Source organism: Halorubrum hochsteinianum (assembly GCF_023702125.1).
GTDB classification, from domain to species: domain Archaea; phylum Halobacteriota; class Halobacteria; order Halobacteriales; family Haloferacaceae; genus Halorubrum; species Halorubrum hochsteinianum.
In genome coordinates this window covers 747,971-760,108 of record NZ_CP098415.1, presented here as the reverse complement: position 1 = coordinate 760,108, position 12,138 = coordinate 747,971, and the positions used below count along the sequence as shown (strand labels likewise).

General features: G+C 72.2%; 11 protein-coding genes. 7 read left to right on the top strand and 4 right to left on the bottom strand.

Annotation, left to right across the window (positions count from 1 at the left end):
- The first annotated feature begins 7 nt into the window (after nucleotides 1-7).
- The 7 genes from gatB to NAF06_RS03740 all read left to right on the top strand — a co-directional run bounded on the left by gatB (nucleotide 8) and on the right by NAF06_RS03740 (nucleotide 7,212).
- Nucleotides 8-1,495 carry an Asp-tRNA(Asn)/Glu-tRNA(Gln) amidotransferase subunit GatB gene (gatB, locus tag NAF06_RS03770; RefSeq protein ID WP_008582264.1) on the top strand — a complete coding sequence of 496 codons (1,488 nt, stop codon included), beginning with the start codon at nucleotides 8-10 and terminating at the stop codon, nucleotides 1,493-1,495.
- A 458-nt stretch (nucleotides 1,496-1,953) separates the two neighbouring features.
- Nucleotides 1,954-2,274 (top strand): hypothetical protein, encoded by a 321-nt coding sequence (locus NAF06_RS03765; protein WP_008582251.1) that lies wholly within the window; start codon nucleotides 1,954-1,956, stop codon nucleotides 2,272-2,274.
- Nucleotides 2,275-2,316: 42 nt separating this feature from the next.
- Nucleotides 2,317-2,532, top strand: coding sequence for a ubiquitin-like small modifier protein SAMP2 (samp2, locus tag NAF06_RS03760; RefSeq protein ID WP_008582248.1), 216 nt, complete (start codon nucleotides 2,317-2,319; stop codon nucleotides 2,530-2,532).
- On the top strand, nucleotides 2,529-3,077 hold the full coding sequence (locus tag NAF06_RS03755) for a GNAT family N-acetyltransferase (protein ID WP_008582246.1): 549 nt from the start codon (nucleotides 2,529-2,531) through the stop codon (nucleotides 3,075-3,077). Before samp2 ends, NAF06_RS03755 begins: the two co-directional genes overlap by 4 nt.
- A gap of 52 nt (nucleotides 3,078-3,129) precedes the next feature.
- Nucleotides 3,130-3,624 carry a hypothetical protein gene (locus tag NAF06_RS03750; RefSeq protein WP_239638699.1) on the top strand — a complete coding sequence of 165 codons (495 nt, stop codon included), beginning with the start codon at nucleotides 3,130-3,132 and terminating at the stop codon, nucleotides 3,622-3,624.
- Nucleotides 3,625-3,740: 116 nt separating this feature from the next.
- On the top strand, nucleotides 3,741-4,523 hold the full coding sequence (locus tag NAF06_RS03745; RefSeq protein WP_008582242.1) for a 23S rRNA (uridine(2552)-2'-O)-methyltransferase: 783 nt from the start codon (nucleotides 3,741-3,743) through the stop codon (nucleotides 4,521-4,523).
- 178 nt (nucleotides 4,524-4,701) lie between these two features.
- On the top strand, nucleotides 4,702-7,212 hold the full coding sequence (locus NAF06_RS03740) for an extracellular solute-binding protein (protein ID WP_008582240.1): 2,511 nt from the start codon (nucleotides 4,702-4,704) through the stop codon (nucleotides 7,210-7,212).
- Nucleotides 7,213-7,255: 43 nt separating this feature from the next.
- On the opposite strand, the gene NAF06_RS03735 is transcribed toward NAF06_RS03740, so the two are convergent.
- From NAF06_RS03735 to NAF06_RS03720, 4 genes are all read right to left on the bottom strand, one after another.
- Complete coding sequence (locus NAF06_RS03735) at nucleotides 7,256-7,807, bottom strand: dihydrofolate reductase (protein ID WP_008582238.1); 552 nt, start codon at nucleotides 7,805-7,807, stop codon at nucleotides 7,256-7,258.
- A 73-nt stretch (nucleotides 7,808-7,880) separates the two neighbouring features.
- Nucleotides 7,881-8,939, bottom strand: coding sequence for an alanine dehydrogenase (locus tag NAF06_RS03730; RefSeq protein WP_008582235.1), 1,059 nt, complete (start codon nucleotides 8,937-8,939; stop codon nucleotides 7,881-7,883).
- 121 nt (nucleotides 8,940-9,060) lie between these two features.
- Nucleotides 9,061-10,503: a glycerate kinase type-2 family protein gene (locus NAF06_RS03725; protein ID WP_008582232.1), complete on the bottom strand. Its 1,443-nt coding sequence runs from the start codon at nucleotides 10,501-10,503 to the stop codon at nucleotides 9,061-9,063.
- A gap of 132 nt (nucleotides 10,504-10,635) precedes the next feature.
- Nucleotides 10,636-12,015 carry an NCS2 family permease gene (locus NAF06_RS03720; protein ID WP_008582230.1) on the bottom strand — a complete coding sequence of 460 codons (1,380 nt, stop codon included), beginning with the start codon at nucleotides 12,013-12,015 and terminating at the stop codon, nucleotides 10,636-10,638.
- Between the last annotated feature and the right edge of the window lie 123 nt (nucleotides 12,016-12,138).

Here is a 12,138-nt window from a genome sequence, read left to right as displayed (position 1 = left end):
GCCGGTAATGAGCACGCAGGCCGCGACGGCGGACCGGACAGTCGTGATCGGGCTGGAGGTCCACGTCCAGCTCGAGACCGACACGAAGATCTTCTGCGGCTGCTCGACGGAGCCGGCCGACGACGAGGAGCCGAACACGCGCACCTGTCCCACCTGCCTCGGGCTGCCGGGCGCGCTGCCGGTCCTCAACGAGGCCGCCGTCGAGGCCGCCGTGAAGGTCGGCAAGGCGATCGACGCCGACGTCCCCGAGACGACGACGTTCCACCGGAAGAACTACTACTACCCCGACCTGCCGAAGAACTTCCAGCTCACCCAGTACGACGCCCCGATCTGCCAGTCCGGGGAGTTGGAGGTCCGCGTCGACGACGAGAGCCGCACCATCGGTATCACCCGTGCCCACCTCGAAGAGGACCCCGGTAGCCTTCAGCACGCCGGCGGCTCCATCGAGTCGGCGACGCACACCCTCGTGAACTACAACCGCGCCGGAACGCCCCTGATGGAGATCGTCACGGAGCCGGACTTCCGCTCGCCGGCGGAGACGCGGGCCTTCCTCGCGAAGCTTGAGGAGGTCCTCGAATACTTGGGCGTCTTCGACCCGACCCGCGACGGGAGCCTCCGCGTCGACGCCAACGTCTCGTTGGTCCCGGACGATCAGGTCGACGACGACGGGACGATCACGGACGAGGCGCTCGCGGGCGTGAACCGCGCCGAGGTGAAGAACATCTCCAGCCACAAGGGCGCGGAGCAGGCGCTCGCCTACGAGGTCACTCGGCAGGAGAACGTGCTCCGCCGCGGCCGCGAGATCGAACAGGAGACCCGCCACTGGGACGAGGCGCGCGGCGTCACCGTCTCGATGCGCTCGAAGGAGGCCGAGAAGGACTACCGCTACTTCCGGGAGGCCGACCTCCCCGCCTTGGAGGTCTCCGACTGGAAGGAACAGATCGCGATCCCGGAGCTGCCCGACGCGCGCCGGGAGCGCTTCCGCGAGGAGTACGGGCTCGACCGCGAGTCCGCCTCGAAGCTCACCTCCACGAAGGCGGTCGCCGACTTCTTCGAGGACGTGGCCGAGTCGTTCGACCCCGGCCTCGCCGCGACGTGGGTCGCAGACAACCTGCTCGGCGAACTCAACTACCGCGAGATGGAGATAACCGACGTCGAGGGCCGGCTCGACGAGTTCACCCGCCTGATCGAACTCGTCGCCGCTGAGGAGCTGACCGTGAAGAACGCCGAGGAGGCCGTCCTCCGCGAGATGCTCGACGAGGGCGACGACCCCGAGACGGTGATCGACCGCGAGGGGCTCGGGAAGGCCGAGAGCGGCGAGGTCGAGGCCGCCGTCGCGGCCGCCATCGACGAGAACCCCGACGCCGTGAGTGACTACCACGACGGCGACGAGGGCGCGATCAACTTCCTCGTCGGGCAGGTGATGCAGGCGACCGGGGGCAGCGCCGACCCCGGGCAGGTGAACGGCCTGCTCCGCGAGGAGTTGGACGGCTGAGACGGCCGGTCGTCGAACGACAACAGAGACGCGTACCGGATTTCTCGACTTCAATCTGGTATTTAAGTGAACGCCAGCGGCGGCGACGCTCACTTATAATGAACAATGCGGTCGGCGCGTGCCTGCGAGCGGGCCATCGGCCCGCGAGCAGCACCGCGCGAGGGAGTCGGTCGCGCTTATAAGCGCGACCGACGAGGCTGGGGAGGCGTGAGGTGCGGTTGCGGTGCTGTGCGGGGCGGGACTCGAAGGGGCAGCCGGGAGGCGGGCGCAGGCGACGGCAGCACCGCAACGAGGGAGCGGTAGCGACCGAGTGAGGACCGCAGCGAGCGTGCGTCCGCCTCCCGGCTGGGGCTTCGGTGGTGTTCGTGTCGATCACCGATTTATCGAACCCTTCCTCGATCCGATTTCCCCGTTCCCGTCGGACAGCTTTATTTCAATTCCACAACGGATCTGCGCACATGGCCCTCGCTGCCACCCTCCTGTACGCCTTCCCGATCGGACTGTGCCTCCTGCTCGCGTGGGCGATCCGGTACCGCGGCGCGGTCGGCCTGATAGCCGGCTACGACGGCGACCTCTCGCCCGAACGCGAGGCGGCGCTCGCCCGCGACACGGCGCTCGTCCTCGTCGCCGCGGCCGCGGGGGTCGGAGTACTTGCCATCGACTCGCGGACGGACGCGGTGCCGCGCCCCGACCTCCTGACGACGCTCGCCGTTGTCGTCCCGACGGCGTGGCTTCTCTGGAAGTGGAACGTCCGCGAGCCGCGGTCGACGAGCCGGTGACCGAACCGTGCGATTGACCCCCGCTCGCCCGCTACCGCGCCCATGGACGTGACCGTCGAGGTCGTCGGCGAGGGGACCGACGAGTACAGCCTCGCCGCCGACGCGACGTACGACGACCTGATCCGCGCCGCGGGCTACCACCCGCAGGAGGCGTCGGCGCTGGTCGACGGCGCGCCGGTCCCGGGAGACCGCGTCGTCGACGCAGAGGCGGTCAAGATTCTGCGACTGATAAAGGGCGGCGCGACCGACGGCGCGTGACCGGGGAACGCGACCAATCCGACTCCCCCGACCGGCCTCGCCCGCCCGAGCGACCCGACCCGCCGGCGGACGTGACCGTCGAATCCGCGACTTCCGACGACCGCCTCGATATTCTCCGAGTCCTCGACGCGGCCATGCTGGAGACCGACGCCGACGCCGTCGACGACCGGATCGCGTCCGGCGACGCCCTCGTCGCCCGCTCGGAGCGCACCGGCGGGGTCGTCGGGGCGCTCGTCGCGACGCGTCCCGACCCCGCACGGCTCCACGTCGACGCCGTCGCCGTCAGGCGGGCGCGTCGCGGCCGCGGGGTCGGCTCGGCGCTCGTCGCGGCCGCGGTCGAACGCGGCGAGCGCGACGACGGTGTCGAGACCGTCACCGCGGCGTTCGACGCCGAACTGCGACCGTTCTACGCCGCCCTCGGCTTCGCGATCCGGCCGGCGGACGGCTCGGGCGGCACGGCGGCCGCCCCGGTCGACTCGCGCGACTCCGACGACGACGACCGCCTGTTCGGCCGGGTGCCGACGGCGAACTCCGAGCCGTCGTGAACCGGCCGCAAGCGGCGCGTCCGACTCGCGGCTGACTGACTTTTTTGAACGTGTGGCACGTGTACACATACCCACCCGGATCATGCCCTCTCAGCCCGACTCTCCCGACCCTCCCGACGCGCCCGGTGGCACCGACGCCGAGGCGGCGGACTCGGCCGACGGACCGCGACGCCGCTCGGCCTCGCCCATCGCCCCCGCCGGCTCCCGGGCGAGCGACCCCGCCCGGACCGTCGGCGTCGGCCGCGACCGTCGTCCGGGGTACCACGACCGCGTCCGCGTCGCCGCGCTCGCCGCCGAGGTCGAGCGGCTGGAGGCGGAACGCGACCGCCTCGCCGACCGGGTGGCCGCGCTCGAACGGGCGGTCGAGTCGGAGGCGCAGCGGCGACAGCAGGTGATCGACAACTACGAGCGGGTCGTCGCGGCCCGGTCGGAGTCGGACCCCGCCTCCGACGCGCCTCGGACCGCGTCGACGCGACCGTGCCCCCTCGCCGCCGTCGCCGCCGGGATGGAGCGCGTCGCGGCGTGGCTGCGCCGCGCGGACGGCTGAGCGCCGGGCCGCACATTCGATGTCCATTTCCGGTTCGACCCCGTCGTTCCGGCCATGAGCGCCGATTCGTCCGCCGTTTCGACGGACCTTCAGCACCGAACGCCGGTGAGCCACAGATGAGCGGAAAAGACGACTACTACAACCGGTCCAAACAGCAGGGGTACCGCGCCCGCTCGGCCTACAAGCTGAAACAGATCGACGAGGAGGCCGACCTGTTCGAGCGCGGCGACACCGTGGTCGACCTCGGGGCCGCGCCCGGCGGGTGGCTCCAGGTCGCCGCCGAGGCGGTCGGCGAGGGCGGCACCGTCGTCGGCGTCGACCTCCAGCGGATCGACGACCTCGACGACCACGACGTGGAGACGATCCGCGGCGACATGACCGAGGAGCGGACCCGCCACTACCTGCGCGAGGCGGTCGACGAGGGCGGCGCGGACGTCGTCGTGAGCGACATGGCCCCGAACATGACCGGCGAGTACACCCTCGATCACGCCCGGTCGGTCCACCTCGCGCGGCAGGCGTTCGACACCGCCGACGAGCTGCTCGCGTCCGGCGGCGACTTCGTCGTGAAGGTGTTCCAGGGCGACGACCTCGACGCCTTCCGCGACGACGTGAGCGAGGCGTTCCAGTACGTCCGCACCGTCTCGCCGCCCGCGTCGCGTGACTCCTCCTCGGAGGTGTACCTCGTCGGGAAGGGGTACACCCGGTCGCCGGTCGCCGAGGGCGACCGGGTCGACGTGACCGTCGAGGAGGAGGGCGACGAGGGCGACGGCATCGCCTACGTCGACGGCTACACCCTCTTCGTCGACGGCGACGTCGGCGAGACGCTCAGCGTCGAGGTGACCGACGTCAAGCCGCGGTTCGCCTTCGCGGAGCGCGTCGACGCGGACGAGTCGGACTGAATCGGGCGGGCCGCCCGAACCGGACGGCGCGGCCCGGCCGAACCGGACGGGGCGGCCGCGCCGGAGCCCTCCGCCGATTTCCTCGGACCCGAACGTGTGGGCCTTCCCCGTCAGACGAGTATCAGTCCGAATAATCCGACTCTGAGACTTATATACCCCTGCGGGCGAGTGGCGACAGATGAACGGCGACGACGCGAGCGACCGGTCCGATCGAGGCCCCGGCGACGGGGACCGTTCGACGGCATCGACCGACTCGGACGCGACCACCGACGGCGGGGTCGCGTCCGGCGAGACAACGGCCGCCTCCCGCACCGCTTCCGACGACGAGGTCCCGGTCTCGGAGTTCCGCGAGGTCGCGGCGCGGCTCGCCGACGGCGACCTCGGGGCCCGGTTCCCGGCCGCGGAGACCGACGGCGAGGCGGCGGCGCTCGCGGAGACGCTCAACGAGTTCGTCGACGGCGTCGCGGAGACGGTGTCCGCGGTCGACGGCTTCGGCGACGAGGTCGCGGGCGCGACCGAACACGTCCGGTCGAACGTCGACCGCGCGAAGGCGCAGAGCGACGAGGTGTACGCCGCGGTCGACGACATCGAGGCGGCGGCGACCCGCCAGCGCGACGACATCGCGGACGCGACGAGCGAGCTTCAGACCGTCTCGGCCGCGACCGAGGAGGTCGCCGCCTCCGCCGATCAGGTGGCCGCCACCGCGGCCGACGTGGCAGAGCGGACCGACGAGGGGACCGACGCCGCGACCGCGGCGATCGAGGAGCTCCGCGTGGTCGACGAGCGGACGGAGACCGCCCTCGACCGCGTCGAGACGCTCGAATCGGAGGTCGCGGCGATCGAGGACGTCACCGACCTGATCCAAGACATCGCCGACGAGACGAACATCCTCGCGCTGAACGCCTCGATCGAGGCGGCCCGGGCGGGGGAGGCGGGGGCCGGCTTCGAGGTGGTCGCCGAGGAGGTCAAGAGCCTCGCGGAGGAGGCGCGGGACGCGACGGGCGAGATCGAGTCGTCGATCCGCTCGGTGCGCGAGGAGACGGACGCGACCGTCGACGAGATGGCCGAGATGCGCGAGCGCGCCGACGAGGGGATCGCCACCGCCGAGGCGGCGCTGGAGGCGTTCACCGACCTCGCCGCGGACGTGGAGGAGACGACCAGCGGGGTCGCCGAGATCCGCGACGCCACCGACGATCAGGCGACCTCGATCGAGGCGGTCGTCGACGCGGTCGAGTCGGTCGGCGACCTCGCCGAGGAGACGGCCGCGGACGCGGGCGACGCCACCGCGGTCGCGCACGCCCAGAAGACGTCGCTGACCGAGGTGGCCGCCGGCGCGTCGACGCTCGCCGACCGGACCGGAACGCTGGACGACGCGCTCGACGCGTACGACGCCGACGGGACCGACGACGAGGACGCGGTCGTCCTCGACTTCTGGCACGCGTTCGGCGGGCGCAAGGCGCGGCTCCTCGACGAGTTCGCGGCCGAGTTCGCCGCGGAGACCGACGGGATCGCGGTCCGTCCCTCCTCGAAGGGGAGCTACCGCGGCGTGTTCGAGGCGACGCTCGCGGCGGCCGACAGGGGCGACCCGCCGGCGATCGCGCACCTCTACGAGATCGGGACGCGGCGCGCGCTCGATAGCGAGGCGTTCACGCCGGTCGAGCGCCTCCTCGACCGGGACGCCGGGGGGCTCGGCGGCTCCGGCGGCGCGGGCGGTCCGGGGGCCGCCTTCTCCCCGGACGACCTGCTCGCCCCCGTGGCCAACTACTACCGGACCGACGGCGTCCTCCACTCGATGCCGTTCAACGCGTCGACGCCCGTGCTGTACTACGACCGCGCGGCGTTCGAGCGCGCCGGGTTGGACCCCGACGACCCGCCCGAGACGTTCGACGAGGTCCGCCGCTGCGCCGAGCGGCTCGTCGAGAGCGGCGCGACCGAGACGGGGATCACCTTCGCGACCTACTCGTGGTTCGTCGAGCAGTGGTTCGCCGAGGCCGGCGAGCCGCTCGTCGACGCCGACAACGGCCGGGGCGGCACGCCGACGGAGAGCCGGTTCGACGGCCCGGTCGGCGAGCGGATATACGGGTGGATCGCCGACATGGCGGCCGACGGCCTCTACCACGACCCCGGGATCGAGGCCCGCGGACAGGCCCGCGAGGCGTTCCACGAGGGGCGCGCCGGGATGCTCATCGGGTCGACCTCCGCGATGGTCGACGTCCGGGAGGGGGCCTCGTTCCCGGTCGGCGTCGGCTACTTCCCGGTCGCCGGCGAGCGCCACGGCGTCGTCGTCGGCGGCGGGTCGCTGTGGGTCGCGGACGGCGCGTCGACCGCCGAGCAGCGCGCCGCGGCGGCGTTCCTCGGCTGGCTCGCGGCCCCGGAGCGACAGGCGCGCTGGCACCGCGAGACCGGCTACTTCCCGGTCCACGAGGGCGCGGTCGAGCGGCTCGACCGCGAGGGCTGGTTCGACGAGAACCCGGGCTACCGCACCGCGGTGAACCAGCTCCTCGACGCGGAGGACGGCGTCGCCACGACGGGCGCGCGGATCGGTCCGTTCGACACGGTCCGGACGCTCGTCGCCGAGGCGTCGGTCGACGCCCGCGAACACGGGGTCGACGAGGCGCTCGACCGCCTCGCCGACAGTACCGCGCTCCAGCTCGAACGGTACGCCGACGAGCGCGCAGACGGGTCGTAGGCCCGGCGTCCGCCGGAAATCGCGCCGTCGATCTCCGCTCCGCTCAACGCCCGCGACGGACCCACTCGCGCAGGGTGAACCGGTCGTAGTCGGTCTTGGCCGCGACCTCCCACTCCTCCTCGTTCCACTCCGGGTAGTAGGTGTCGCCCTCGTAGCTCCCGTCGACGTGGCTCAGCGCCATCCCGTCGAGATGGGGCTGGAACAGCTCGTAGATGGTCCCGCCCCCGAGCACGTACACGACCCCGTCCCCGTCGGTCCGGCCCGGCGTCGGGTCGGCCTCGGCGGCGACCGCCGTCCCGTCGTCGACCGCGTCCTCGGCGACCTCGCGGGCCAGCGCGAGCGCCGCCTCGACGTCGTTCGCGACCGTCGCGCTCGGCACGTCGACGGCGTCGACGCTGCGGCTCACGACGATCTGCCGGCTCCCGGGGAGGTCGTCGCGCATCGAGTCGAACGTGCGGCGGCCCAAGACTACGGGCGAGCCCGCGACGCGCTCGCGGTACTGCCTGACGTCCGCCTCGATGTGCGGCCACGGCACCTCGCCGTCCTTCCCGATCACCCGGTTCTCCGCGAGCGCGGCGACGCTGACGAGTCTCACGCGTTCAATAGGGCGGCGTCGGTGAAAAATCCGCGCGTCGGGGTCGGTCGCCGCGGCCGGGCACGGGCCGGACTCAGTCGTCCAGTCCGAGCAGGTCGAACGGGTAGCCGTTGTCCAGTTCGTCGGCGCGCTCGTAGACGACCCGGGCGGCCGCGACGTCTTGGATCGCGAGGCCGGTCGAGTCGAAGACGCTGACGCCGCGCACGCCGTCGGCGTCCGCGGACGTGCCCGTCGCGCCGGGGCGGCCCGCGCGCCGGCCGACGACGATCTCGCCGACCTCGCCGTAGATGTCGTCGTCGGCGAGCGTCCCCGCGGCGTAGGGGACGTTGATCTCGCCGGAGTGAGTGCACTGCTCGTGGTCGTCGATGACGATCGTGGCGTCCAGCAGGAGGTCGTCGGCCAGCTCGTGTTTGCCTTCCGCGTCCGCGCCCATCGCGTTGACGTGCGTGTGCTCGCCCACGTCGTCGGGACCGACGATCGGGTCCTCGACGGGCGTCACCGTCGAGAGGATGTCGCAGTGGCCGGCCTCCGAGATCGACCCGGTGCGCACGTCGAACCGGTCCTCGAAGTGGTCGATGAAGTCGGCGACGCGCTCCTCGTCGAGGTCGCTCACGACGACCTCCTCGATGTCCCGCACCTCCGCGATCGCTTCCAGCTGCGTGTACGACTGGACGCCCGCGCCGACGATCCCGAGCGAGGAGGCGTCGGGGACGGCGAGGTGGTCGGTGGCGACCGCGGCGGCCGCGCCGGTGCGCTTCATCGTCAGCGTCGTCCCGTCGAGCACCGCCAGCGGGAACGCCGTCTCCGGGTCGGAGTAGATCATCGTCCCCATCACGGTCGGGAGGTCGTGGTCGGCGGGGTTGTCGGTGTGGACGTTCACCCACTTGATACCGGCGGCGTCCCACCCGTCGCCCGTCGCCGTCTCCTCGGCGACGTCCTCCTCGCGCACGTCGAGGTACGCGGGCATCGACCGGAAGTCGCCGTTGTACTCGGGCAGGTCGATGTACGACTTCGCCGGCATCTTGGCGTCGCCGCGCTCGTAGGCCGTGAACGCGCCGCGGACCGCGTCGATCACGCGGTCCATCTCGGCGTTCTCCGACACGTCGTCCGCGTTGAGGAGCAGCGTCTGCATGTCGCAGAATTTGCTGGCCGCCACTTAGTCACTTCCGAACGCGCCTCGGATTGCCCCTTCCCAACACGACTCGCGCGGTCCCTCCCGAACGCGCTTCGGGCCTCCCCCGAACCCCCGGGCGCTACTCGTCCGACGCCGGAGAGTCGTCCGCGCCCGCCGAGATCACGACCGCGCGCAGGTCGTTGACGTTCGTGCCGGTCGGGCCGGTCCGGAGCAGCGCGCCGGCGTCGTCGAGGACCCCGTAGGCGTCGTGCCCGTCGAGCGCCCTCGCGGCCGCCTCGCGGTCGAGCGACCCGTCCCCCCCGTCTCCGCCCGCGAATCGGTCGTCGACCAGCGCCCCCGCGGCGTCGGTGGCTCCGTCGATCCCGTCGGTGTCGACGCTCGCGACGGCGACGCCCTCGCCGTCCGGTCCCGCGGCGTCGAGTTCGAGCGCCGCCGACAGCGCGAACTCCTGATTCGGCCCGCCGCGTCCGGGGTCGCCGCCGAGCGTCACCGTCACCTCGCCCGCCGAGAGGACGACCGCGGGCGGGTCGACCGGGTCGCCGGCCGCCCGGCACTCCTCTGCGACCGCCGCGTGCGTCTTCGCCGCCTCCCAGGCCTCGCCGCGCACCCGCGAGGAGAGCACGAGCGGCTCGTACCCCCGCTCGGCCGCGACCTCGCGGGCCGCGTTCAGCGCCGTGCGCGCGCTCGCGACGACCCGGACCCCGACGCCGTCGAAGACGGGGTCTCCCGGTCCGGGCGTCTCCGCGACCTCGCCGGCGACGCCGCGGTCGAGCCGCTTCTCGACGGCGGGCGGGACCTCGACGCCGTGCCGGTCGAGGACGGCGAGCGCGTCCGCGTGCGTCGTCGGATCGGGCGAGAGGGGGCCGCTCGCGATAACGCTCGGGTCGTCGCCGGTCACGTCGCTGACGGCGAGTCCGAGCGCGTCGGCGGGCGCGGCGGCCCGGGCGAGCCCGCCGCCCTTCACCGCCGAGAGGTGCTTCCGGACCGCGTTGATCTCGGCTATCGTCGCGCCGCTGGCCAGCAGCGCCTCGGTCGTCTCGCGCAGGTCGTCGAGCCCGACCCCCGCCGCGGGCGCGGCCAACAGCGCGCTTCCGCCTCCCGTTATCAGCCCGATCACGAGGTCCGACGCGCCGGCGTCGGTCGCGACCGCCCGCACCCGACGGGCGCTCTCGACGCCCGCCTCGCTCGGGGTCGGGTGGTCGCCGGGTAGGACCGCGACCCGCTCGGTCTCGACCGGGTCGTCGGTGACGACCGCGCCGCCGGCGATCCGGTCGCCGAGCAGCCCCTCCAGCGCGGCCGCGAAGTGGCCCGCGGCGTTGCCCGCGCCGACGACCACGACCCGGTCGTACGCGTCGAGGTCGCGGCTCGCGGCCTCGCCGTCGACGGTCGTGACGACGAGTCGGTCGCCCTCTAAAGAGAGCGCGTCCGCGACGACTCCGGCCGGGTGCGCCGCCTCGATCCCGGCGGTGACGCAGTCGAGCGCGAGCTCGCGGGCCGGGTCGCTCGCGTGTCGGTCGCGGTCGGCGACGGTGACGGTGGAGTCGTCCGGGTGATCGGTCATGAGTCCGGTCTCTCGGCCTCGGGTTCTCCCCGACCCCACAAGAGCGCACCGGCGGGTCGCGTCGAAGGCGCTCCGCCGGACCGTATCGAAGGCGCTCCGGCGACGCCGTGATATCGCGCCGCCCGGGCCGCCTCAGAGGATGAGGTCGGCGGTCGAGAGGACGTAGTAGACCGCGAGCAGCGCGGCGATCGCGTACTGGCCGAGCGCGACCTCGTCGCCCTCGCCGACGGCGAGTTTGATGATCGGGTACGCGACGATGCCGGCCGCCAGCCCGTCCGCGATGGAGTAGGCGAACGGCATCACGGTGACCGTGAGCCCCGCGGAGACCGCCCACGCGGGGTCGCTCCAGTCGACCTCGACGAGCCCCTGGAGCATCATCACGCCGACGACGATCAGCGCGGTGAAGGAGGCGTACGCCGGGATCGCCGCCACGAGGGGGATCACGACCAGGGACGCGACGAACAGCAGCGCGACGACCAGCGCCGTGAGACCGGTCCTGCCGCCCTCCTCCACGCCGGTCGACGACTCGATGTACGTCGTCACCGTGGAGGTGCCGAGCATCGCGCCGGCGGTGGTGCCGACCGCGTCGGCCATCAGCGGCCTGTCCATGTCGGGGAGGTCGCCGTCGTCGTCGAGGAAGTCGCCGAACTGCGAGACGCCGATCAGCGTCCCGGCGGTGTCGAAGAAGTCGACGAAGAAGAACGTGAACACGACGAGGACGAACGTGAGGGGGTCGATCCCGGAGAGCCCGTCGAGGAACGCGCCCGCGAGCGGCGTGATGTCGTACTGGGCCGCCGGCAGCGACTCGGGGGTGATCGTCCCGCGGTCGAAGACCCCGGCGAGCGTGAGCCCCCAGCCGGCGAGCGACGTGGTCACGATCCCGAGGACGATGGCACCGGTGACGTTCCGCGCCCACAGCATGAACGTGAGGACGAGGCCGAGGACGCCGAGGATCGCCCACGGGTTCCCGAATATCCCGCCGAGCGTGACGAGCGTCGAGTCGTCGGGGACGACGATCTGGAGCTCCTGGAGGCCGATGAACAGCAGGAACAGTCCGATACCGGCCCCGACGGACTTCTTCACCGGCTCGGGGAACAGCCGGATGACGTACTCGCGAGCCCCGACCGCGGTCAAAAGCATGAACAGGACGCCCTCGACGAACACCGCCGCGAGCGCCGTCTGCCACCGGATGCCGAGCCCCAGCACGACCGTGTACGCGAAGAAGGCGTTGAGCCCGAGTCCCGGGGCGAGCCCGAACGGGCGGTTGGCGTACAGCGCCATCACGACCGTCCCGACCGCCGCCGAGAGGATCGTCGCGATGGCGATCATCTGGAACACCTCTCCCTGTCCGTACCCCTCGATCTGGATCGCCTCCGAGAGGATCGCGGGGTTCACCACGATGATGTACGACATCGCGAGGAACGTGGTGAGCCCGGCGACCAGTTCGGTGCGGACGTCCGACCCGTGCGACTCGACGTCGAACCGCGCGGCCAGCGTGTCTGAAAGCCCCATTGAACGGGTGAGTGTTCCCCGGGATCGAGTGATAAGCCTTGCTGAACGCCCCGCTCAGTAATACACGAACGCGGATCGAAACGGGGTAAATTCCTGTCTATACTCGAATAGTATGCGAGAACG

Bases quoted from the DNA above. Each gene is read 5' to 3' on its own strand.
- NAF06_RS03745 (WP_008582242.1), top strand. From the start codon at position 3,741: ATGAGCGGAAAAGACGACTACTACAACCGGTCCAAACAGCAGGGGTAC.
- gatB (WP_008582264.1), top strand. From the start codon at position 8: ATGAGCACGCAGGCCGCGACGGCGGACCGGACAGTCGTGATCGGGCTG.
- NAF06_RS03720 (WP_008582230.1), bottom strand. From the start codon at position 12,015: ATGGGGCTTTCAGACACGCTGGCCGCGCGGTTCGACGTCGAGTCGCAC.
- NAF06_RS03765 (WP_008582251.1), top strand. From the start codon at position 1,954: ATGGCCCTCGCTGCCACCCTCCTGTACGCCTTCCCGATCGGACTGTGC.
- NAF06_RS03725 (WP_008582232.1), bottom strand. From the start codon at position 10,503: ATGACCGATCACCCGGACGACTCCACCGTCACCGTCGCCGACCGCGAC.
- NAF06_RS03730 (WP_008582235.1), bottom strand. From the start codon at position 8,939: ATGCAGACGCTGCTCCTCAACGCGGACGACGTGTCGGAGAACGCCGAG.
- NAF06_RS03740 (WP_008582240.1), top strand. From the start codon at position 4,702: ATGAACGGCGACGACGCGAGCGACCGGTCCGATCGAGGCCCCGGCGAC.
- samp2 (WP_008582248.1), top strand. From the start codon at position 2,317: ATGGACGTGACCGTCGAGGTCGTCGGCGAGGGGACCGACGAGTACAGC.